This is a genomic window from Haemophilus haemolyticus, from assembly GCF_003493605.1.
Taxonomy (GTDB): Bacteria; Pseudomonadota; Gammaproteobacteria; order Enterobacterales; family Pasteurellaceae; genus Haemophilus; species Haemophilus haemolyticus_J.
The window spans coordinates 1-22051 of the sequence record NZ_QQKA01000007.1 but is presented as its reverse complement, the minus strand read 5'-3'; the positions used below and the strand labels follow the sequence as shown (position 1 = coordinate 22051).

At 38.4% G+C, this 22051-nt stretch carries 21 protein-coding genes; 11 read left to right on the top strand and 10 right to left on the bottom strand.

What is annotated here, in order from left to right:
* Positions 1 to 8: 8 nt before the first annotated feature.
* Together DV424_RS05920 and tadA are read left to right on the top strand one after the other, a co-directional pair.
* Positions 9 to 860 carry a thymidylate synthase gene (locus DV424_RS05920; protein ID WP_118859403.1) on the top strand — a complete coding sequence of 284 codons (852 nt, stop codon included), beginning with the start codon at positions 9 to 11 and terminating at the stop codon, positions 858 to 860.
* Positions 860 to 1375, top strand: a complete 516-nt coding sequence (tadA, locus tag DV424_RS05915) for a tRNA adenosine(34) deaminase TadA (RefSeq protein ID WP_118859402.1) — start codon at positions 860 to 862, stop codon at positions 1373 to 1375. Before DV424_RS05920 ends, tadA begins: the two co-directional genes overlap by 1 nt.
* A gap of 33 nt (positions 1376 to 1408) precedes the next feature.
* Here tadA and DV424_RS05910 read toward each other — a convergent pair whose 3' ends face one another.
* A complete protein-coding gene (locus DV424_RS05910; RefSeq protein ID WP_118859401.1) occupies positions 1409 to 1723 on the bottom strand; it encodes a DUF721 domain-containing protein in 315 nt (104 codons plus the stop codon).
* A gap of 78 nt (positions 1724 to 1801) precedes the next feature.
* On the opposite strand from DV424_RS05910, the gene secM reads away from it, so the two are divergent.
* The 3 genes from secM (at position 1802) to mutT (ending at position 5412) form a co-directional block, all read left to right on the top strand.
* On the top strand, positions 1802 to 2104 hold the full coding sequence (secM, locus tag DV424_RS05905; protein ID WP_118859400.1) for a secA translation cis-regulator SecM: 303 nt from the start codon (positions 1802 to 1804) through the stop codon (positions 2102 to 2104).
* A 124-nt stretch (positions 2105 to 2228) separates the two neighbouring features.
* Positions 2229 to 4934, top strand: a complete 2706-nt coding sequence (gene secA / locus DV424_RS05900; protein WP_118859399.1) for a preprotein translocase subunit SecA — start codon at positions 2229 to 2231, stop codon at positions 4932 to 4934.
* 64 nt (positions 4935 to 4998) lie between these two features.
* The gene (gene mutT / locus DV424_RS05895; protein WP_005627484.1) at positions 4999 to 5412 is read left to right on the top strand and encodes an 8-oxo-dGTP diphosphatase MutT; all 414 of its coding nucleotides are present in this window, start codon (positions 4999 to 5001) and stop codon (positions 5410 to 5412) included.
* Positions 5413 to 5459: 47 nt separating this feature from the next.
* Here mutT and DV424_RS05890 read toward each other — a convergent pair whose 3' ends face one another.
* The 5 genes from DV424_RS05890 to yggU form a co-directional block, all read right to left on the bottom strand.
* Positions 5460 to 5723, bottom strand: a complete 264-nt coding sequence (locus DV424_RS05890; RefSeq protein WP_044232187.1) for a DUF5339 domain-containing protein — start codon at positions 5721 to 5723, stop codon at positions 5460 to 5462.
* 89 nt (positions 5724 to 5812) lie between these two features.
* Positions 5813 to 6847, bottom strand: coding sequence for a DNA polymerase III subunit delta (holA, locus tag DV424_RS05885; RefSeq protein ID WP_118859398.1), 1035 nt, complete (start codon positions 6845 to 6847; stop codon positions 5813 to 5815).
* On the bottom strand, positions 6847 to 7350 hold the full coding sequence (locus DV424_RS05880; RefSeq protein ID WP_118859397.1) for an LPS-assembly lipoprotein LptE: 504 nt from the start codon (positions 7348 to 7350) through the stop codon (positions 6847 to 6849). The genes holA and DV424_RS05880 overlap by 1 nt, the downstream gene beginning before the upstream one ends.
* A 95-nt stretch (positions 7351 to 7445) precedes the next feature.
* The gene (gene leuS, locus DV424_RS05875) at positions 7446 to 10031 is read right to left on the bottom strand and encodes a leucine--tRNA ligase (protein WP_118859396.1); all 2586 of its coding nucleotides are present in this window, start codon (positions 10029 to 10031) and stop codon (positions 7446 to 7448) included.
* A 128-nt stretch (positions 10032 to 10159) separates the two neighbouring features.
* On the bottom strand, positions 10160 to 10447 hold the full coding sequence (gene yggU, locus DV424_RS05870; RefSeq protein ID WP_005631228.1) for a DUF167 family protein YggU: 288 nt from the start codon (positions 10445 to 10447) through the stop codon (positions 10160 to 10162).
* Between the two features lie 152 nt (positions 10448 to 10599).
* On the opposite strand from yggU, the gene uppS reads away from it, so the two are divergent.
* The 6 genes from uppS to lpxD all read left to right on the top strand — a co-directional run bounded on the left by uppS (position 10600) and on the right by lpxD (position 17690).
* Positions 10600 to 11319 carry a polyprenyl diphosphate synthase gene (uppS, locus tag DV424_RS05865; protein WP_118859395.1) on the top strand — a complete coding sequence of 240 codons (720 nt, stop codon included), beginning with the start codon at positions 10600 to 10602 and terminating at the stop codon, positions 11317 to 11319.
* Positions 11320 to 11340: 21 nt separating this feature from the next.
* Positions 11341 to 12207: a phosphatidate cytidylyltransferase gene (locus DV424_RS05860; protein ID WP_118859394.1), complete on the top strand. Its 867-nt coding sequence runs from the start codon at positions 11341 to 11343 to the stop codon at positions 12205 to 12207.
* A 9-nt stretch (positions 12208 to 12216) separates the two neighbouring features.
* The gene (gene rseP / locus DV424_RS05855) at positions 12217 to 13548 is read left to right on the top strand and encodes a sigma E protease regulator RseP (protein ID WP_118859393.1); all 1332 of its coding nucleotides are present in this window, start codon (positions 12217 to 12219) and stop codon (positions 13546 to 13548) included.
* Positions 13549 to 13567: 19 nt separating this feature from the next.
* Positions 13568 to 15946 carry an outer membrane protein assembly factor BamA gene (bamA, locus tag DV424_RS05850; protein WP_118859392.1) on the top strand — a complete coding sequence of 793 codons (2379 nt, stop codon included), beginning with the start codon at positions 13568 to 13570 and terminating at the stop codon, positions 15944 to 15946.
* A gap of 112 nt (positions 15947 to 16058) precedes the next feature.
* Entirely contained in the window at positions 16059 to 16652 is a 594-nt protein-coding gene (locus DV424_RS05845; RefSeq protein WP_042611073.1) for an OmpH/Skp family outer membrane protein, read from the top strand.
* A 12-nt stretch (positions 16653 to 16664) separates the two neighbouring features.
* A complete protein-coding gene (gene lpxD, locus DV424_RS05840) occupies positions 16665 to 17690 on the top strand; it encodes a UDP-3-O-(3-hydroxymyristoyl)glucosamine N-acyltransferase (RefSeq protein ID WP_118859391.1) in 1026 nt (341 codons plus the stop codon).
* Between the two features lie 179 nt (positions 17691 to 17869).
* Here the strand turns inward: lpxD and tsf are convergent, their stop codons facing one another.
* The 4 genes from tsf to mtr form a co-directional block, all read right to left on the bottom strand.
* Entirely contained in the window at positions 17870 to 18721 is an 852-nt protein-coding gene (gene tsf / locus DV424_RS05835; protein ID WP_118859390.1) for a translation elongation factor Ts, read from the bottom strand.
* 133 nt (positions 18722 to 18854) lie between these two features.
* The gene (rpsB, locus tag DV424_RS05830; RefSeq protein WP_046949980.1) at positions 18855 to 19577 is read right to left on the bottom strand and encodes a 30S ribosomal protein S2; all 723 of its coding nucleotides are present in this window, start codon (positions 19575 to 19577) and stop codon (positions 18855 to 18857) included.
* A gap of 177 nt (positions 19578 to 19754) precedes the next feature.
* The gene (locus DV424_RS05825) at positions 19755 to 20519 is read right to left on the bottom strand and encodes a class I SAM-dependent DNA methyltransferase (RefSeq protein WP_118859389.1); all 765 of its coding nucleotides are present in this window, start codon (positions 20517 to 20519) and stop codon (positions 19755 to 19757) included.
* A gap of 64 nt (positions 20520 to 20583) precedes the next feature.
* Complete coding sequence (gene mtr / locus DV424_RS05820; RefSeq protein ID WP_118859388.1) at positions 20584 to 21840, bottom strand: tryptophan permease; 1257 nt, start codon at positions 21838 to 21840, stop codon at positions 20584 to 20586.
* Positions 21841 to 22051: the final 211 nt, after the last annotated feature.

Genomic DNA, 22051 nt, shown 5'->3' with positions numbered 1-22051 from the left:
AGATTTTTATGAAGCAATATCTTGATCTTTGTCGTCGCATTATTAATGAAGGTGAATGGGTTGCCAATGAGCGTACAGGTAAGCGTTGTCTGACAGTTATTAATGCAGATTTAGAATATGATGTAGCGAATAATCAATTTCCGTTGATTACTACGCGTAAAAGTTATTGGAAAGCGGCCATTGCTGAATTTTTAGGTTACATTCGTGGGTATGACAATGCCGCTGATTTCCGCACACTTGGCACTAAAACTTGGGATGCCAATGCGAATGAAAATGCCGCATGGCTTGCGAATCCGCACCGTAGAGGTGTTGATGATATGGGGCGCGTATATGGTGTGCAAGGCAGAGCATGGCGTAAGCCTAATGGTGAAACCATCGATCAGCTACGCAAAATTGTTAATAATTTGACAAAGGGCATTGATGATAGAGGGGAAATTTTAACCTTCTTTAATCCAGGGGAATTTGATCTTGGTTGTCTTCGTCCTTGTATGCACACGCATACTTTTTCTCTTGTGGGTGATACTTTACATCTTACTAGTTATCAACGTTCTTGTGATGTTCCGCTCGGATTGAATTTCAATCAAATTCAGGTGTTTACTTTCTTAGCGCTTATGGCACAGATCACGGGCAAAAAAGCAGGCAAGGCATATCATAAAATTGTGAATGCGCATATTTATGAAGATCAGCTTGAATTAATGCGTGATGTGCAACTTAAACGCGAGCCTTTCCCATTGCCAAAATTAGAAATTAATCCAGATATAAAAACGCTTGAAGATTTAGAAACTTGGGTCACGATGGATGATTTCAAAGTCGTTGGCTATCAATCTCATGATCCGATTAAATATCCTTTTTCCGTCTAATGGATGTAGCAAAAGTGCGGTCAGAATTTGACGAGAAAATGATGCGCCATGCCCTTACTCTTGCCGATAAAGCAGAAACTTTAGGTGAGATTCCTGTGGGGGCGGTTTTGATAGATGACGCTGGAAATATTATTGGAGAAGGTTGGAATCTCTCTATTGTTCAAAGCGATCCTACCGCACATGCTGAAATTATCGCTTTGCGTAATGGCGCGAAAAATATTCAAAATTATCGCCTACTGAATACTACGCTTTATGTGACATTGGAGCCTTGCACAATGTGCACCGGGGCGATTTTGCATAGCCGTATTAAACGCCTTGTGTTCGGCGCTTCTGATTATAAAACCGGTGCGGTGGGATCACGTTTCCATTTTTTTGATGATTATAAGATGAATCATACTCTGGAGATTACATCTGGTGTATTGGCAGAAGAGTGTAGTCAGAAATTAAGCGCATTTTTTCAGAAGAGACGCGAAGAGAAAAAAATAGAGAAAGCATTGTTAAAAAAGTCTGGTTGATATTAAATTTCCATTCTCTTTTATTCTTAGCTTTTAAAAACCAGGGTTTATTGTTATCTCAAGTCGTTTTACATGCGGAAATTCTTCTTGAATGAGTTTCAACAATTCTGTCTGTCTGAATAAAATTCCTTGGCGAACGATCGCATTTGCTGCCTCAATAAAAATTGAGTTATCTATCATATTACCAATACGAAATTTGCCGTGAAATTCCTGTGGGAAAATGCGGTTAAATTTTTGATTAAGTTCATTGATGACAAGGCCTTTTTTCATTATTTTGGCAAAGGGCGATTGCTCAAGCACATCCATAATATTGACTGCTTTTTGATAACGCTCAGCCTTGTTTTCCATAAAGTCTGCCCCCAGTAAATGACATTAGTTTAGATTTCCGCTACAATACACGCAATTTTCATAATAAACAACGAGACGATGATTTCAGGCACTGTCAAACCGAATTTTTGGTCGCGATTACTTTTAAGTATTATTGCGATTTTTGCTTTGCCTAACGCACAAAGTTTTGAAAATCAAAATAATGCGGAAAATTATTCCTCGAGTGTTTCGATTCAACAAGTGTTGGAAACGGTAAAAGTTTCACGTGAAGTGCAACGACAAGCCATTCCTCAACCTTCAATTTCCCACCAAACTGAAAAACAACTTAAAATTCAACCGCACTTTTTAGCAGATGTGTTGAATCTTAGTGCGCCAATTCGAGCTGGTCCCTTGCTTATTTAATTTTTTGTTTTCTGTGAAGAATATTGCTATTGAAATAGCGATATTTAAAAAAAATTATTGTACATGAAATAAAGTATTTCATACGCATTTAGCTATTTAACTTATATATTTAAAAAGAGAAATTATGAGCATTTTAACGAAAATTTTTGGTAGCCGTAACGACCGTATTTTACGTAAATTAAGAAAACAAGTTGCAAAAATCAATAAATTAGAAACTGAGTTTGAAGCCCTCACAGATGAACAACTTCGTGCAAAAACAGATGAATTCCGTCAACGTTTAAGTGCGGGCGAAACTTTGCAACAAATTTTACCAGAAGCATTTGCAACGGTACGTGAAGCAAGTAAGCGCGTGCTTGGTATGAGACATTTTGATGTTCAGCTTATTGGTGGGATGGTATTGACTAACCGCTGTATCGCAGAAATGCGTACCGGTGAAGGTAAAACATTAACTGCGACTTTACCTTGTTATTTAATCGCACTTGAAGGTAAAGGCGTTCATGTTGTGACGGTGAATGACTATCTTGCTCGCCGAGATGCAGAAACAAACCGTCCGTTATTTGAATTTTTAGGCATGAGTGTAGGCGTGAATATTCCTGGTTTACCGCCGGAAGAAAAACGTGCCGCTTATGCAGCAGATATTACTTATGCAACCAATAGTGAACTTGGTTTTGACTACTTACGTGACAATTTAGCCCACTCAAAAGAAGAGCGTTTCCAACGTACTTTAGGCTATGCGCTGGTGGATGAAGTAGATTCCATCTTAATCGATGAAGCGCGTACACCATTGATTATTTCTGGTCAAGCTGAAGACAGTTCTGCGCTTTATATTGCAGTCAATAAACTGATTCCAAACTTAATTAAGCAAGAAAAAGAAGATACAGAAGAATACCAAGGTGAAGGGGACTTTACTTTAGATCTTAAATCTAAACAGGCACATTTAACGGAACGTGGCCAAGAAAAAGTGGAAGATTGGTTGATTGCGCAAGGTTTAATGCCAGAAGGGGATTCTTTGTACTCTCCTGGTCGAATCGTATTGCTTCACCATGTTATGGCTGCCTTGCGTGCTCACACATTGTTTGAAAAAGACGTCGATTACATTGTGAAAGATGGTGAAATCGTGATTGTTGATGAACATACTGGTCGAACAATGGCAGGGCGTCGTTGGTCAGATGGTTTACACCAAGCCATTGAAGCAAAAGAAGGGGTTGAAATTAAGAGTGAAAACCAAACTGTTGCGTCTATTTCTTACCAAAACTACTTCCGTTTATATGAGCGTCTTGCGGGTATGACAGGGACTGCGGATACCGAGGCGTTTGAGTTCCAACAAATTTATGGCTTGGAAACCGTTGTGATTCCAACAAACCGCCCAATGATTCGTGATGATCGCACAGATGTGATGTTTGAAAATGAACAATATAAATTTAATGCGATTATTGAAGACATCAAAGATTGTGTAGAACGCCAACAACCAGTATTAGTGGGAACGATTTCAGTAGAAAAATCGGAAGAGTTATCTAAGGCTTTAGATAAAGCGGGCATCAAACACAATGTGTTGAATGCGAAATTCCACCAACAAGAAGCGGAAATCGTGGCAGAAGCTGGTTATCCTGGTGCGGTGACTATCGCAACGAATATGGCGGGTCGCGGTACGGATATTATTCTTGGTGGTAACTGGAAAGCGCAGGCTGCCAAATTAGAAAATCCAACTCAAGAACAAATTGAAGCGCTTAAAGCTGAGTGGGAAAAGAACCACGAGATTGTAATGAAAGCAGGTGGTTTGCATATTATCGGTACAGAGCGTCATGAATCTCGCCGTATCGATAACCAGTTGCGTGGTCGTTCTGGCCGTCAAGGTGACCCTGGTTCTTCTCGCTTCTATCTTTCTTTGGAAGATGGCTTAATGCGCATTTATTTAAATGAAGGTAAACTTAATTTAATGCGTAAAGCGTTCACCGTGCCTGGTGAGGCTATGGAATCGAAAATGTTGGCGAAAGTTATCGCATCAGCTCAAGCAAAAGTTGAGGCCTTCCATTTCGATGGTCGTAAAAACCTACTTGAATATGATGATGTGGCAAATGACCAACGTCATGCAATTTATGAGCAACGCAATTATTTGCTTGATAATGATGATATTTCTGAAACTATCAACGCAATTCGCCATGATGTATTTAATAGCGTGATTGATCAATATATTCCACCGCAATCTTTGGAAGAACAATGGGATATTAAAGGGCTTGAGGAACGTCTAGCTCAAGAGTTTGGTATGGAATTACCAATTTCTCATTGGCTAGAAGAAGACAATAATCTTCACGAAGAAAACTTGCGTGAGCGCATCGTAGAAGTCGCGGAAAAAGAATATAAAGAAAAAGAAGCACTAGCTGGTGAAGAAACTATGCGTAACTTTGAAAAAGGTGTCATGTTACAAACCTTAGATGAGCTTTGGAAAGAACACTTAGCGGCGATGGATTATTTACGCCAAGGTATTCATTTACGCGGCTATGCGCAAAAAGATCCAAAACAAGAGTATAAAAAAGAATCTTTCCGTATGTTTACGGAAATGTTGGATTCTTTAAAACACCACGTTATCACGACGTTAACGCGTGTGCGTGTGCGTACTCAAGAAGAAATGGAAGAAGCTGAACGTGCTCGTCAAGAAATGGCTGCTCGTATCAATCAAAATAATTTACCTGTGGATGAAAATGGTCAGGCGATCCAAAATTCAGATTCTGAAGATTATTCAGATCGTCGCATTGGGCGCAATGAGCCTTGTCCTTGTGGTTCAGGTAAAAAATACAAGCATTGTCATGGCAGTCGTGCTGCTCGCCATTAATGATTAGCCAAAGTGCGGTGATCTTTCACCGCACTTTTTTCATAGGTGCTATTGGATAGAAGAAATGGATAAAAAAATTATACAAGTCGCTGCAGGTATTATTCGTAATGAGTTTGGGCAGATCTATTTAACGCAGCGTTTAGAAGGACAGGATTTTGCCCAATCTTTAGAATTTCCTGGTGGAAAAGTAGATGCGGGGGAAACCCCAGAACAGGCTTTAAAACGTGAACTGGAGGAGGAAATTGGCATTGTTGTATTAAATGCTGAACTTTACGAACGCTTTCAATTTGAATATCCAACAAAGATTATTTCTTTTTTCTTTTATGTCGTAGATGAATGGATTGGTGAGCCTTTTGGGCGAGAAGGGCAAGAAGGTTTTTGGGTTGAGCAACGCGCATTAGATGCAGGACAGTTCCCGCCAGCTAATGCTAAATTAATTCATCGCTTATTGAATGAAGCTCTCCATCCTATAAAATAAAACCCTAGTCAGACTAGGGTTTATATAACAGCTATTGATTTTTCAAATTATTTCGGCATTGCAGCTTTCATTTGTTTAAGTTGCTCTGCCGCTTGATTACAAGCCTGATCTTGTGCAGCTGCGGGCATTGATGCAAATTGTTGTTTGCTTGATTCATATTGTGCTTTCATTGCATTTGCTTGCGCAGCTGGCATTGATGCTAAGAAAGAATCAATTTCAGCGAAATAAGTTTTACAACTTGCAGACAAATCAGCTGCAGAAGCTGAAAAACCAAATCCCATTAAAATAAGTGTAGCTAGTGTTTTTTTCATCATGATATCCTCACGAAAGTTAATTAATAAGTCATTGCCGATGTGGCATTTTATTATACCATTTTAGTGCAAAAAAAAAACAATAGCGATTACAAACAAATTTTCACAGACAAATCAGCGAGTTTAATCCACACTTCATCGCTAAATTCTTGTTTAGCAAGACGTTCAATATTGGCGAGTTCTTGGATAATTTCGTAGAGCTTTTGGTAGGTTAAACGTTGAATTGCACTTAAAAAGAGCGGTCGGCGATTTTGCCAGATTTTTAGACGGTCAAATTCAGTCTTAATTTGTTGAGTTGGAAGTTTTTCCGTTGTCACAATACGTTGCTGTGGTTTGGTAAGTTCAAGCAACGTAAATAATTCTCGCTGTAGTGTGCGTAATAAAATAACAGGTTGCACATCTTCAGCTTGTAACCCTTTTAAAATGCGTTTGGCACGATTTGCCTTTCCAACAAGCAACGCATCAATCCATTGAAATGGTGTAAAAATTGAGGATTGTTCGACTACGCTAATTACACGATTGTAGTTAAGTTTATGATCAGGATAGAGCAAATCTAAAAGCTGCAGAGCTTGTTTGAGTGCGAGCAGATTGTTTTCATAACTATAACAAAGTTGTTGGATTGCTTCATCATCAGCGTCTAATCCCATCGCTTTGGTACGATTTTTTACCCAACGAGGGAGATTTTCAGCTGTAGGCGTTTGGCAATTTACAAGAATCGCACTGGTTTCATATTGGTTTAGTTCAATAAACCATGATTGGTTTTCATTTACTTTTGATAGCTTTGCAATTTGTAAAATCAGCAAGATATCGTCATGTAGAACCGAAATAAATTCTTGCAGATTTTTCTGTAAAAGTGCGGTGAAATTTTCAGGTAAATTTAATACCATGACTTGTTTATTAAAAAACAATCCCATGGACTGACAGGATTCTATGAGTTGTGCCCAGTCAGTTTGGTTATCAATCTGAATGCTATTTTTCTCATCGAATCCTTGTTGGTTGGCTGTTTTATAAATGGCATCTTCACTTTCACTCAGTAACAATGGATCTTGCCCGACCAAAAAGTAAACTTTGTCTAAACGCTGGGAAAGATGTTGTTTCAATTGCTCTGGGAAGATGCGATTCATTATTTATGTTTAACCTGTTTTTCTAATGCAACTATTTTGGTAATAAGCTGACGCGCAGCTTGTTCCCGCATATCATTCCAAATTACTTCTCGTTCGGCGGATTTAGCTAATGCTGCGCGAGAATTATCAAAGAAAGTGCGGTTGATTTTTGCGGTGATTGGGTGAGTTTCACCATTTGCTAAACGAACGCTTGCTTCAACTTCCAACATCAATACTTTTTCCGCTTCACGACCGCGTTTAAATACTGAAGCGACTTCATCATTTTCGCGGAATTTATTGATGCGCAAAACAGGAATGCCTTGAGTCGAATTGACGAGCTGAATATTGTTCGCTTGTAGCTGATTACGCATTGCCACTGACATTTCGCTGTATGGATCGGGGCTTTCAAATGTAAGAGTACGTAATTCTTGTGGAATTAATGTACCGTTTTGAAAATGCCAGCCGCAAGCAGAAAGCGCGGTAATGCTTGCTACAATAAACAACGCTTTGATTGATTTAATCATAAAAATTACCTTTATTGTGGAGTGTATGAATTTAAAATCCATACACTAATAAAGATAGAATCTGTGAAATATCAATATTCCACAGATTCTACGGATTATGGTTTAACCACAAAATTTAACATTTTTAATGGAATATAGATTTCTTTAAGAATTTCTTTTCCATCAAGGAATTTTGCAACATTAGGATCTGCTTTGGCAGCCTCTTTAATTTCTTCTTCTGAAGAGGTTGCAGGAACAGTCACTTTTCCACGAACCTTGCCATTTACTTGCACAACAATGAGTTTTTCATCTTCTACCATTGCAGCTTCATCAGCTTTCACCCATTCAGCGGTATCGATGTTGCTTTCATTTCCTAGCGCTTGCCATAATTCAAAGCAGATATGTGGCGTAATTGGATAAAGCATACGCACTACGGCACTTAATGCTTCTGCCATCACGGCACGATCTTGTTCGCTTTCAAGCGGTGCTTTGGTGAGTTTGTTCATCAACTCCATAATTGCTGCAATCGCAGTGTTGAAAGTTTGACGGCGACCAATGTCATCGCTCACTTTCGCGATGGTTTTGTGTACTTCACGGCGAAGCGCTTTTTGTGTTGCTGAAAGTGCGGTGATATCTAGGCTAGTTTTTGCTGGATTTTGTTGATATTGATATACCAAATTCCAAACACGCCCTAAGAAACGTTTCGCACCTTCTACACCAGATTCTTGCCACTCCAAGGTCATTTCTGCTGGAGAGGCAAACATCATAAATAGACGAACAGTATCGGCACCATATTTTTCTACCATTTCTTGTGGGTCAATACCGTTATTTTTGGATTTCGACATTTTGGTCATGCCACTGTGGACTAGTTCACGCCCTTCAGGATCAGTCGCTTTAATAATTCTGCCTTTTTCATCACGTTCAAGAGTCACCTGTGTTGGACTTACCCAAATACGCTCATTGGTTGGACTTGTGTAGTAGAAGGCATCTGCAAGCACCATACCTTGACACAATAATTTATCGGCTGGTTCATCACTGGTTACAAATCCCGCATCACGCAATAATTTGTGGAAGAAGCGGAAGTAGAGCAAGTGCATTGTTGCATGTTCAATACCACCGATATATTGATCCACTGGTAACCAATAGTTTGCTTCTTCCGCATCCAGCATGCCATTTTGATATTGTGGACAAGTGTAGCGCGCGTAATACCAAGAGGATTCCATAAAGGTATCAAAGGTATCCGTTTCTTTTAACGCTGGTACGCCGTTAAGGGTTGTTTTTGCCCAGTTAGGATCTGCTTTAATTGGACTTTTTACGCCATCCATGACCACATCTTCAGGCAGAATAATAGGTAAATCTTCCATTGGTGCAGGTACTACATCGCCATTTTCAAGGGTTAGCATCGGAATTGGCGCACCCCAATAACGTTGGCGAGAAACGCCCCAGTCACGTAAACGATAATTAACTTGACGTTTTCCAACAGCTAATTTTTCTAATTTATCTGCAATGCCGTTGAAAGCGCCATCAAAATCTAAACCATCAAACTCGGCTGAGTTCACTAATTTACCGTGTTCAACGAAAGCTTGTTTGGTTAAATCAATTTCTTCATCTGCAAGCGGTGCGATCACTTGTTTAATTGGCAAACTATATTTTTGAGCAAATTCAAAGTCACGCTGGTCGTGAGCTGGAACCGCCATTACCGCGCCAGTACCGTAGTGCATTAATACGAAATTAGCGACCCAAATTGGTAATTTTTCACCTGTCAATGGATGAATGGCAAATAAGCCTGTTGCCATTCCTTTTTTCTCCATTGTCGCAAGATCAGCTTCTGCTACTTTTGCGTTTTTCGCTTCTTGGATAAAGGTGGCTAATTCAGGATTATTTTGAGCCGCTAAACTTGCTAATGGATGTGCTGCCGCAATACCTAAATAACTTACGCCGTAAAAGGTATCTGGACGCGTGGTGTAAACCGCTACTTTTTCGTTGGTGTCTGCAACATCAAAGGTAATTTCTACCCCTTCAGAACGGCCAATCCAGTTACGCTGCATGGTTTTTACCATGTCAGGCCATTGTGGAAGGGTATCTAAACCACCTAATAATTGCTCTGCGTAATCGGTGATTTTAATAAACCATTGTGGGATTTCTTTTTGTTCCACAGGTGTATCACAACGCCAGCAACAACCTTCGTGTACTTGCTCGTTTGCGAGTACGGTTTCATCGTTCGGGCACCAGTTTACGGTTGAGGTTTTTTTGTACACTAAGCCTTTTTTGTAAAGCTCTGTGAAGAACCATTGTTCCCATTTGTAGTATTCTGGTTTACAGGTTGCGATTTCACGATCCCAGTCGAAACCAAAGCCTAAAAGCTGAAGTTGTTTTTTCATATAGGCAATGTTTTCGTACGTCCATTTAGCAGGCGCAGTTTTATTTTTAATCGCCGCACCTTCCGCCGGTAATCCGAAAGCATCCCAACCAAATGGTTGTAATACGTTTTTACCTAGCATGCGTTGATAACGAGAAATTACATCACCAATAGTGTAGTTGCGCACGTGCCCCATATGCAGGCGACCAGAAGGATATGGGAACATAGAAAGACAGTAATATTTTTCTTTAGATTCGTCTTTGATTGCTTTGAAAACTTTATTTTCTGCCCAATATTGTTGAACCTTTGGTTCGATCATATCGGGGCGATATTGTTCTTGCATAAAATCACCTTAAATTTTAACCGCACTTTTGCAGCATTTTGATAATAGAAAATGTGGCATAGAATACCGTAAAACGGCATAAATTGATAGGGTGAGAGTCCAAAGTGCGGTGATTTTTTTCTTTGTTTTTACAATAGATTTTGAATTTCTTTTGGAATTAATTTGGGTTCAGGAATCCAAACTTGTTTGTGTCGGCTTAATTCCCCTTTTTCTAAAATAATACTGCTTTTGGGCACTTTGAAGGATTTACTTAAAAATTTCAATAAATGCGCATTTGCTTGACCATCAACAGGTGGCGCAGTAATGGTAATTTTTAATTCATCATCGTGAATGCCAGCAATATGATCTTTGCTGGCTTTTGGTTGTAAGAATATTCTTAATCTAATACCGTCTTTATTTTGTTCAATCGCAGACATAAATTCTTCGTTTTGTTTATTTTTCTTTATTATAAAAATGAATTATGTAAAAAATAAAGTGTGGATTAGGGCTCGCTAATCCATAGCAAGCAAATACAACTTATGATATAGTTCACAGCCGAATTTATAGGGATCTTTTTATAATAAAAATAATGATAGAACTCGATCAAAACAATATTCCAAAACACGTTGCCATTATTATGGATGGTAATGGGCGGTGGGCAAAACAGAAAAATAAAATGCGTATTTTTGGCCATACCAATGGCGTATCTGCAGTTCGCCGTGCAGTAAGTTATGCTCGTCAAACTGGCGTGAATTTTCTTACACTTTATGCCTTTAGTAGCGAAAATTGGAATCGACCAGAGCAAGAAGTCAGCGCATTAATGACGCTTTTTATGCAAGCTTTGGACCGCGAAGTGAAAAAATTACATAAAAATAATATTCGCCTGAAAATTATTGGCGATGTATCTCGTTTTAGTGAATCTTTGCAAGAAAAAATTACAAAAGCGGAAAATTTAACAGAAAAAAATACTGCACTTACGCTTAATATTGCTGCAAATTACGGCGGTTGTTGGGATATTGTACAAGCGACAAAACAACTCGCAGAAAAAGTAAAAAATAATGAAATGAACGTTGACGAGATTGATGAAATTACTTTTCAGCGTCATTTGGTTACACAAGATGAACCACCAGTAGATCTGTTGATTCGTACCAGTGGTGAACAACGCATTAGTAATTTTTTATTATGGCAAATCGCATATGCAGAACTTTATTTTTCCGATGTGATGTGGCCAGATTTTGATGAGGCGGAATTTAACCGCGCCATCGCCTGTTATCAACAACGTCATCGCCGTTTTGGTGGGACAGAATAATTCAATAAATGGATTAAAATTATGCTTAAACAACGAGTTTTATCTGCCATTGTGTTAATCGTAGCGGTGCTATGTGCGCTATTTTTATTCACGCCTTTTTATTTTGCCCTTGCGTTAGGTGCAGTAGCGACTTTAGGCGTTTGGGAATGGACTCAGTTTGCTCGCCTTAAACAGCCCTTAGCGCGTTTTTGTGTTGCTGCTTTTTTAGGCGCCTTTATTTTTTTATGGCTCTACACTGAGGGCAACTATTTAGATGCCGGTCGTGTGTTTGAACAGCATCTTCAGCTTTTATTGATGAACGCTGTTGGTTGGTGGCTTTTAGCTTTATTGCTTGTGGTGAGTTATCCTAAATCAGCTAAATTTTGGTCTAAAAATCCTCTTTTACAGCTTTTATTTGCCTTTTCTACTTTAATCCCATTTATCGCGGGCGTATTACGTTTACGTTTAGAACACTATACCCATAATCCTTATCACGGCTTATTTTTATTACTTTATGTATTTGTGCTTGTTTGGGCGGCTGATTCTGGTGCTTATTTTAGCGGGCGCGCTTTTGGTAAACGTAAACTCGCGCCAAAAGTATCACCGGGTAAAAGTTGGGAAGGCGTTGTTGGTGGTTTAATTACAGCGTTAGTGCTTGCTTTTGTATTTATTCATTTCTCTGGCGATTCTTTAGTTGGTGAGCGAAATATCTCTGGATTCGTTATTCTTTCCGTTGCCACAGTTGCAATTTCAGTATTGGGCGATTTAACTGAAAGTATGTTTAAACGTGAGTCTGGTGTGAAAGACAGCAGTCAATTAATTCCGGGTCATGGTGGTGTATTAGATCGCATTGATAGCTTGACTGCCGCGGTACCTTTTTTCAGCTACTTCTATTTCTTTGTGTTATAAGGATTCTGAATGTCATTTTTGTGGTCGCTAGGTTCTTTTATCATTGCTATTGCGGTATTAGTATCCGTTCACGAATATGGTCACTTTTGGGCTGCTAGAAAGTGCGGTATAAAAGTCCATCGTTTTTCAATTGGCTTTGGTAAGGTAATTTGGAAACGAATCGATAAGTATGGTACAGAATTTGCGGTTTCAATGATTCCTTTAGGCGGTTATGTAAAAATGCTTGATGGACGTAATGAATCGGTTCCAGTTGAACAAAAGCCACAAGCATTTGACAGTAAAAGCGTATTACAACGCGCATTTGTGATTATTTCAGGTCCTTTGGCAAATTTTATTTTCGCGATTTTTGCCTATTGGGTCATCTACCTTTATGGAATGCCAAGTGTTAAACCTGTGATTGAATCAATAACACCAAGTTCAATTGCAGCACAAGCTCATATTGAACCTAATACACAAATTCTAGCGGTTGATGGCGAAGAAACTCAAGATTGGGAAACCATCAATATGCTACTTGCCACAAAAATGGGGGAGCCTAATGTTGAAATTACCCTTTCTCCTTTTGGTTCTAATATTGAACAACAGCGGACTTTAAATCTTACAAATTGGACTTTTGATCCTGAAAAAGAAAGTGCGTTTGAGGCATTAGGGATTATGCCTATGCGTCCTAAAGTTGAAATGGTGCTTTCTAAAGTTGTTCAAGATTCTCCAGCTGAGAAAGCAGGTTTACAAATCGGTGATAAAATTTTAAAAGAAAATTTAACCGCACTTCCTTGGCAAGATTTTATAAAACAGGTCGAACAAGGCGAATCTTTTTCTATTAAAGTTGAACGTAATGGGGAAACGCTTGACAAAATTATTACTCCAGTGCGTAATCAGAGTGGAAAATGGTTTGTAGGTTTAAGCCCAACTTTCGTAAAATTATCTGATGAATATCGTACTGAATTAAAATATGATATTCTTAACTCTTTGCAAAAAGGCATTGAAAAGACTGGCCAACTTTCTGTGTTAACCTTGAAGGTGTTAGGAAAGTTAATCACGGGTGATTTGTCATTAAACAATTTAAGCGGCCCAATTTCTATTGCTAAAGGTGCTGGTGCATCCGCTAATATTGGATTGGTGTATTTTTTAAGTTTTATGGCATTGATTAGTGTTAATTTAGGCATTATGAATTTATTCCCATTGCCTGTATTGGATGGCGGTCATTTAGTTTTTTTAGCAATGGAAGCTGTTAAAGGAAAACCTGTTTCTGAGAGGGTGCAAAGCATCTGTTATCGAATTGGCGCAGCACTGTTATTAAGCTTAACGGTGTTTGCATTATTTAATGATTTTTTACGTCTATAATTTATATAGGATACAATCGATGAAAAAACTTCTAATCGCAAGTTTATTATTCGGTACGACAACGACTGTGTTTGCCGCACCTTTTGTGGCAAAAGATATTCGTGTGAATGGTGTTCAAGGCGACTTAGAACAACAAATCCGAGCAAGTCTACCTGTTCGTGCCGGTCAGCGTGTGACTGACAATGATGTGGCTAATATTGTCCGCTCTTTATTCGTAAGTGGTCGATTCGATGATGTGAATGCGCATCAAGAAGGCGATGTGCTTGTTGTTAGCGTTGTGGCTAAATCGATCATTTCAGATGTTAAAATCAAAGGTAACTCTGTTATTCCAACTGAAGCACTTAAACAAAACTTAGATGCTAACGGTTTTAAAGTTGGTGATGTTTTAATTCGAGAAAAATTAAATGAATTTGCCAAAAGTGTAAAAGAGCACTATGCAAGTGTAGGTCGCTATAACGCAACAGTTGAACCTATTGTCAATACGTTACCAAATAATCGCGCTGAAATTTTAATTCAGATTAATGAAGATGATACAGCAAAATTAGCATCATTAACTTTCAATGGTAATGAATCTGTTAGTAGCAGCACGTTGCAAGAGCAAATGGAATTACAACCTGATTCTTGGTGGAAATTATGGGGTAATAAATTTGAAGGCGCTCAGTTCGAGAAAGATTTACAGTCAATTCGTGATTATTATTTAAATAATGGTTATGCCAAAGCACAAATCACAAAAACTGATGTTCAGCTAAATGATGAAAAAACGAAAGTAAATGTAACCATTGATGTAAATGAAGGTTTACAGTATGACCTTCGAAGTGCTCGCATTGTTGGTAATGTGGGCGGTATGGCTTCTGAACTTGAACCTTTGCTTTCTTCATTACATTTAAATGATACTTTCCGTCGCAGTGATATCGCCGATGTTGAAAATGCGATTAAAGCAAAATTGGGTGAACGTGGTTACGGTAGTGCAACGGTGAATGCAGTACCTGATTTTGATGATGCGAATAAAACCTTAGCAATTACTTTTGTTGTTGATGCTGGTCGACGTTTAACTGTTCGTCAACTACGCTTTGAAGGAAATACTGTTTCAGCAGATAGTACTTTACGTCAAGAAATGCGCCAACAAGAAGGGGCGTGGTATAACTCGCAATTAGTTGAGTTAGGTAAAATCCGTTTAGATCGTACAGGATTCTTCGAAACCGTAGAAAATCGAATTGATCCTGTAAAAGGTACGGATGATGAAGTAGATGTCGTGTATAAAGTTAAAGAGCGTAATACAGGTAGTATCAACTTTGGTATTGGTTACGGCACAGAAAGTGGTATTAGCTATCAAACTAGTGTTAAACAAGATAATTTCTTGGGAACAGGGGCAGCAGTAAGTATAGCTGGTACGAAAAATGATTATGGTACTAGTGTCAATTTAGGTTATACCGAACCCTACTTTACTAAAGATGGCGTAAGTCTTGGTGGAAATGTTTTCTTTGAAAACTATGATAACTCTAAAAGTGATACATCTTCTAATTATAAACGTACGACTTACGGTGGTAATGTCACTTTAGGTTTCCCTGTAAATGAAAATAACTCTTACTATGTAGGATTAGGTTATACCTATAATAAAATTAGTAACTTCGCAAGAGAATATAGTCGTGATTTATATATGCAATCAATGAACTTTAATGGAAATGCCATTAAAACAAACGACTTTGATTTCTCATTTGGTTGGAACTATAACAGTCTCAATAGAGGATATTTCCCAACTAAAGGGGTTAAAGCAAGTCTTGGTGGACGAGTTACGATTCCTGGTTCTGATAACAAATACTATAAACTAAGTGCAGATGTACAAGGTTTCTACCCATTAGACAGAGATCACCGTTGGGTAATGTCGGCAAAAGCATCTGTTGGCTATGCAAATGGATTTGGTAACAAACGCTTGCCATTCTATCAATATTATACTGCGGGTGGTATTGGCTCTTTACGTGGATTTGCATATGGTGCTGTTGGACCGAATGCTATTTATTTAAATCCAACCCAAAATAAATGGATACCAAGCACAGATGTTGTGGGTGGTAATGCAATAGCTACAGCTAGTGCAGAGTTAATTGTGCCAACTCCATTTGTCGGTGATAAAAGCCAAAACTCTGTTAGAACTTCATTATTTGTGGATGCAGCAAGTGTGTGGAATACAAAATGGAAATCCGATAAAGCATTAGACGCAAGTATTGCTGCGTTAAATTTACCTGATTATGGAAAAGCTAGTCGAGTTCGTGCATCTGCAGGGGTAGGCTTCCAATGGCAATCACCTATTGGACCGTTAGTGTTCTCTTATGCTAAACCGATCAAAAAATATGAAAATGATGATGTAGAACAATTCCAATTTAGTATTGGTGGTTCTTTCTAATTAGATTGAACTTTTTTCATCATTCGAATGTCAAAGATAACATTCTCTGCCTAATTTTGTTAGGCAGAGAAAATACTAAACTAACCACAATTTAATTAAGGATCTTTATCAAATGAAAAACATCGCAAAAGTAACCGCACTTGCTTTAGGTATCGCACTTGCTTCAGGCTATGCTGCAGCTGAAGAAAAAATTGCTTTCATTAATGCAGGTTATATTTTTCAACATCACCCAGACCGTCAAGCTGTAGCGGATAAACTTGATGCTGAATTTAAACCTGTAGCTGAAAAATTAGCAGCAAGCAAGAAAGAAGTTGATGATAAAATTGCAGCTGCTCGTAAAAAAGTAGAAGCAAAAGTTGCGGCTTTGGAAAAAGATGCACCTCGCCTACGCCAAGCAGATATTCAAAAACGCCAAGAGGAAATTAATAAATTAGGCGCGGCTGAAGATGCTGAATTACAAAAATTGATGCAAGAACAAGATAAAAAAGTTCAAGAATTCCAAGCGCAAAATGAAAAACGTCAAGCAGAAGAGCGTGGTAAATTATTAGATAGTATTCAAACTGCTACAAATAATTTAGCAAAAGCGAAAGGTTATACTTATGTGCTTGATGCAAATTCAGTTGTGTTTGCGGTAGAGGGTAAAGACATCACAGAAGAAGTATTAAAATCTATCCCTGCTTCTGAAAAAGCTCAAGAGAAAAAATAATAGGTTCTCATAATGCAAAAATCCTATTCTTTACAAGAATTGGCAACTCAAATCGGCGCTACCGTTCGCGGTAACGCCGATGTTGTTGTTGAGAATATCGCCCCACTCGATAAAGCCCAATCAAATCAACTTACTTTTATTTCTAATTCAAAATTTCGTGCATTATTGAAAGATTCTAAAGCAGGAATTTTGGTTGTTTCTGAAGAGGATGTTGCACACTGTTCTTCAGAAAGCAATTTACTTATTGTGAAAGATCCTTATGTAGCTTATGCAATTTTGGCTCAATATATGGATAGCACACCAAAAGCGGCAAAAGGAATCGAAAAAAGTGCGGTCATTTTTGATGGTGTTTTATTGGGCGAAAATGTATCTATTGGTGCGAACGCAGTGATTGAAGAAGGTGTTGTACTTGGTGATAACGTGATCATTGGTGCAAATTGCTTTGTTGGTAAAAATACCAAGATCGGTTCAGACACTCAACTTTGGGCTAATGTAACTGTTTACCATAACGTTGAGATTGGCACTAATTGCTTAATTCAATCAGGAACAGTCATCGGTAGTGATGGTTTTGGTTACGCAAATGATCGTGGTCGTTGGGTTAAAATTCCACAAGTAGGGCAAGTAATAATTGGTAATAACGTTGAGATTGGTGCGAATACCTGTATCGATAGAGGCGCATTAGACGCAACGATTATTGAAGATAACGTGATTATCGATAACCTTTGTCAAATTGCACATAATGTTCATATCGGCACTGGTACAGCGGTTGCGGGTGGCGTTATCATGGCGGGTAGTTTGACAGTTGGGCGCTATTGCTTAATTGGTGGTGCAAGTGTGATTAATGGCCATATGGAAATTTGTGATAAAGTCACGATTACTGGAATGGGAATGGTTATGCGCCCAATTACAGAGCCTGGCATATATTCCTCTGGTATTCCATTGCAAACGAATAAAGAATGGCGTAAAACAGCGGCATTGACGTTAGGTATTGATGGAATAAATAAACGTTTAAAAGCGTTAGAAAAGAAAATTTCTTAATTTCTTCTGAAATTTTATTACAAAATCCATATTTTAAAAGTTTACTATTAAAGTGTGGATTTTTTATTTTACTAAACGTAACTAAAAAAGTTTAAGCCCGTTAATTAAGCAGCTTATCCTATAAAACAAATAAGCCCAACTTAAGTTGGGCTTATTAACATATCGTTATCTTTAAAGAATTACGCGTTACCGCCAGTGATTTTTGCTACTTCAGCAGCAAAGTCTTCTTCTTTTTTCTCAATACCTTCACCAACTTCTAAACGGATGAAGTTAGAAACTGAAGTGTTTACTGATTTTAAGAAGTCACCTACAGATACAGAAGGATCCATTACGAATGGTTGGCCAGTTAATGAAACTTCACCAGTGAATTTCTTCATACGACCTTCAACCATTTTCTCTGCGATTTCTTTTGGTTTGCCAGAGTTAACTGCGATGTCGATTTGGATTTGGCGTTCGTGTTCAACTATTTCTGCAGGTACATCTTCTGGGTTTACGAATTCTGGTTTAGATGCCGCTACATGCATTGCCACTTTTTTAAGTTCATCAGCTGAACCTTCACCCGCAACTAACACACCGATTTTCGCACCGTGTAAGTATTGAGCAATAACTTGACCATCTAAGTAAGCAACACGACGGATGTTCATGTTCTCACCGATTTTAGCCACTAATGCAGCACGTTTTTCTTCAAATTGTGCTTGTAACGCTTCGATAGTAGTACCTTTGTGTGCTGCTGCAAAATCAGCTACTTCGTTTGCTAAACCTAAGAAGCCAGCATCTTTTGCTACGAAGTCAGTTTCACAGTTCATTTCAACTAATACACCGAAACCATTTTCTACACGAGCAAGGATAACACCTTCAGCTGCAACACGGCCTGCTTTTTTAGCTGCTTTAGCTTGACCAGATTTACGCATGTTGTCGATTGCTAACTCGATATCACCGTTTGCTTCAACTAATGCTTTTTTACATTCCATCATACCGGCACCGGTACGTTCACGAAGTTCTTTTACTAATGATGCTGTGATTTCAGCCATTTTAAAAATCCTCTGTCGAAAGTACGATTTATTTTGACCGCACTTTTAGATAAAAATATAGGGGCTAAACTTTAGCCCCTATGCCAATTAATCGTTTGATTATTAAGGGCTTCGCCTTACTGCAAAACTTAAATTATTCTGCGTCAGCTGCTAATTCTTCAGCAACTTGAGCTTCGTTACCACGACCTTCTTTAACCGCTGCTGCAGCTGCAGAAACGTAAAGTTGGATAGCACGAGTTGCATCATCGTTACCTGGGATAACGAAATCTACGCCAGCTGGAGTTGAGTTAGTATCAACGATAGCAAATACAGGAATACCTAGGTTGTTTGCTTCTTTAACTGCGATATGTTCGTGATCTGCACCGATAACAAATAATGCATCTGGTAAGCCGCCCATATCCTTGATACCGCCAAGGCTTAATTCAAGTTTTTCCATCTCACGGGTACGCATTAACGCTTCTTTTTTGGTTAATTTATCAAAAGTACCGTCTTGAGATTGAGTTTCTAAATCTTTTAAACGTTTAATTGATTGACGAACGGTTTTCCAGTTAGTCAACATACCACCTAACCAACGGTGGTTTACATAATATTGCTGACAATCTAATGCTGCTGCTTGAACTGCTTCAGACGCTGCACGTTTTGTACCAACGAATAATACTTTACCGTTGTTGCTAGCAATACGGGTTAATTCCGCTAAAGCTTCGTTGAATAAAGGTAAAGTTTTTTCAAGGTTGATGATGTGAACACCGTTACGAGCACCAAAAATGAAAGGTTTCATTTGTGGGTTCCAGTAACGAGTTTGGTGTCCGAAGTGTACGCCCGCGTTGATCATGTCGCGCATTGAAACTTGTGCCATAATATTTTCCTTTTGTTGGGGTTGAGCCTCCACATATCAGCTAATCGACCGTTTGGCACCCCGATTAAGCCTTGTTGATATGTGTGTGTTGTTAGTAATTAAAAAGCTGCTTTTGAAAGGCAAAAACAGCGGGGCGATTTATACCATAAAGTGCGGTTAAAAACTAGTTTATTTTGTTTATTTCTCCACTTTTCTTGCTTTGATAAATAACAATGGCGGGCGGTGTGATAAATCTTTAAATTCATTATGCCATTGAGGTTGGTCAGCAAGCATGGGTTCTTCCATTTGCTCGATTTGAAACCCTGCATGAATTAAATTATTGATAATTGTCGCAGTTGTTCGATGATAGGTTTGAAAAGGTTGTTTAAACCAATTTCTATTGCGTTCGCCCTCTTCTCGATAATGATTTAAACGATAAGCGACTTGCTGTTTTTTGTCATTTTTTTCCCAGCGCCCCCCTTCTTTGTGGCAAGTGGTTATCGGATGTTCTTGTGAGAAAACCAATATGCCATTAGACGAGAGTTTGTCATAGATAGTTGATAATAATGCCGGAAAATTTTCAATATAATGAAAGGCGAAAGAGCTAGTAATTACATCAAAATGACGTTTTGGTAACTCAGCTAATTTTTCCATTGGTAACTGATATAACGAAAAACATCCAGAAAATTGGCCGCACTTTTGCAGATCTTTTTCTGCTTGTTCGAGCATTTTTTCGGAAAGATCGGTTCCAATTACTTTAGCTGCCCCTCGTTCTAAATAAAGTTGTAAATGTCCTCCTGTACCACAGCCTAAATCGAGTAATTTTTTCCCTTTTAAATCAGGCAACAGTGAGAGCATGGTCGGCTTTTCGACAATTTCATTGAGACTAATTGGATTTGCGCGGAGTTTCTGATAAAGCTCAAAGAAGTTTTCTTTGTCATAAACGCTAGTTTTATTATTCATCTCGTATCCTATATTACAAATAAAAAGGGCGCATGATATACGCCCTTATTGTATCGAGTAAAACTTATCCTGTGAAATTGGCAAACCATCCTAAGTTTGCACCGACTTGTGCCACAATATTTAACACACCGAATAAGATCACAAAGCCAATCATAAAATTGCCACCGTAAACTTTATAACTCGCTTGTGGGAATTTTTTACGACTTGCTCTGGCAAGAAGTGCTGGTACGATTGCAGCCCAAATGGTAGCTGCTAATCCTGCATAACCAATGGCAATCACAAAGCCATAAGGGAATTGTAAACTTAATAATAGCGGTGGTAAAAATGTCACTAATGTGGTTTTTGTTCGTCCTAACAAGCTATCGTCAAATTTAAATAGATCCGCAATATAGTCAAATAACCCTAAAGTGACGCCTAAGAATGAAGTAGAAATTGCCATATAAGCAAAGAAATTTAATACGACGGAAAGGTATTCCACTTCAATATATTTATGTAAAGCCTCTAGTAATGCAGATACATCGCCGCCTTTTTCAATTACCGGAGCAAATTCGTTGCGTGGCAAATTACCTTGCACAGCAAGTTGCCATAAAATATAAATTACGAGTGCTAATCCCGTACCGATGAAGATTGATTTCATGACTCGGCGACCATCACGATCGTAATATTTGACAAGGCTCGGTACATTTCCATGGAAACCAAAAGACACTAAGCAAACTGGAAGTGCGGTGAATAAATAAGGTAAATATGTTTGTTCACCCTCAGCAACAGTATTAAATAAAACTTCTGTTTTTACAGAGCTTAATAAACCGGTAGTAGAAAGGAAAAAAGCGACTACCATTCCAACAATCAATACAGTGGTGAAACGATCCACTGCTTTGGTTGAAAGCCATACAAAGGCTGCAAGAATAAGGCAGAAAATTAAAGATCCTGAAGTTCGCCCAATATCTACCGCACTTTCAGCAGAACTGAATGCTTGGTTGAGCAGATTCTGTGTAATGCCTCCGCCTGAGGTTATGTAGGCATAAGTCAAAATATACAAGACGAAAGCAACAGAAAGACCGTTGATAATATTCCAACTTTTTCCTAATAAATCTTTAACGATAGTGTCAAAACTTGAACCTGTTGGATAATGTAGATTAGCTTCTAGGATCATTAATCCTGATGTCGTCATACAAAACCAAGTATAAATTAAAGCAAGAATTGAACCGATAAACCATACACCTGCCGTTGAAGTTGGGTTAGCAAGCATGCCTGCACCAATCGCTGTACCTGCAATGATCATTGCGCCGCCTAAGAGAGAAGGAGATTTTTGTTGTATCATAAAATGCCTCTAAAATAAATTTGCACTATTATAGTAGTACAAAAGGAAAGTGCAATATATTTATATCGATAAAAAGGGGACATTTGATCTGCACCCCAAAAGTTGGACTAAATAACCAACTCACTAAGGTGCAGATTTTTTATGACCAAATACAATTTTCTTTTCAAGCAACAAGTCATCGAATTTTATCTTCAAAATGGTAAAAATAGTT

Coding starts and splice junctions, on each gene's coding strand:
- leuS (WP_118859396.1), bottom strand. CDS start 10,031: ATGCAAGAACAATATCGCCCCGATATGATCGAACCAAAGGTTCAACAA.
- DV424_RS05845 (WP_042611073.1), top strand. CDS start 16,059: ATGAAAAACATCGCAAAAGTAACCGCACTTGCTTTAGGTATCGCACTT.
- secM (WP_118859400.1), top strand. CDS start 1,802: ATGATTTCAGGCACTGTCAAACCGAATTTTTGGTCGCGATTACTTTTA.
- secA (WP_118859399.1), top strand. CDS start 2,229: ATGAGCATTTTAACGAAAATTTTTGGTAGCCGTAACGACCGTATTTTA.
- DV424_RS05920 (WP_118859403.1), top strand. CDS start 9: ATGAAGCAATATCTTGATCTTTGTCGTCGCATTATTAATGAAGGTGAA.
- tsf (WP_118859390.1), bottom strand. CDS start 18,721: ATGGCTGAAATCACAGCATCATTAGTAAAAGAACTTCGTGAACGTACC.
- DV424_RS05880 (WP_118859397.1), bottom strand. CDS start 7,350: ATGATTAAATCAATCAAAGCGTTGTTTATTGTAGCAAGCATTACCGCG.
- DV424_RS05890 (WP_044232187.1), bottom strand. CDS start 5,723: ATGAAAAAAACACTAGCTACACTTATTTTAATGGGATTTGGTTTTTCA.
- rseP (WP_118859393.1), top strand. CDS start 12,217: ATGTCATTTTTGTGGTCGCTAGGTTCTTTTATCATTGCTATTGCGGTA.
- DV424_RS05910 (WP_118859401.1), bottom strand. CDS start 1,723: ATGGAAAACAAGGCTGAGCGTTATCAAAAAGCAGTCAATATTATGGAT.
- bamA (WP_118859392.1), top strand. CDS start 13,568: ATGAAAAAACTTCTAATCGCAAGTTTATTATTCGGTACGACAACGACT.
- DV424_RS05825 (WP_118859389.1), bottom strand. CDS start 20,519: ATGAATAATAAAACTAGCGTTTATGACAAAGAAAACTTCTTTGAGCTT.
- mutT (WP_005627484.1), top strand. CDS start 4,999: ATGGATAAAAAAATTATACAAGTCGCTGCAGGTATTATTCGTAATGAG.
- lpxD (WP_118859391.1), top strand. CDS start 16,665: ATGCAAAAATCCTATTCTTTACAAGAATTGGCAACTCAAATCGGCGCT.
- yggU (WP_005631228.1), bottom strand. CDS start 10,447: ATGTCTGCGATTGAACAAAATAAAGACGGTATTAGATTAAGAATATTC.
- uppS (WP_118859395.1), top strand. CDS start 10,600: ATGATAGAACTCGATCAAAACAATATTCCAAAACACGTTGCCATTATT.
- mtr (WP_118859388.1), bottom strand. CDS start 21,840: ATGATACAACAAAAATCTCCTTCTCTCTTAGGCGGCGCAATGATCATT.
- tadA (WP_118859402.1), top strand. CDS start 860: ATGGATGTAGCAAAAGTGCGGTCAGAATTTGACGAGAAAATGATGCGC.
- rpsB (WP_046949980.1), bottom strand. CDS start 19,577: ATGGCACAAGTTTCAATGCGCGACATGATCAACGCGGGCGTACACTTC.
- holA (WP_118859398.1), bottom strand. CDS start 6,847: ATGAATCGCATCTTCCCAGAGCAATTGAAACAACATCTTTCCCAGCGT.
- DV424_RS05860 (WP_118859394.1), top strand. CDS start 11,341: ATGCTTAAACAACGAGTTTTATCTGCCATTGTGTTAATCGTAGCGGTG.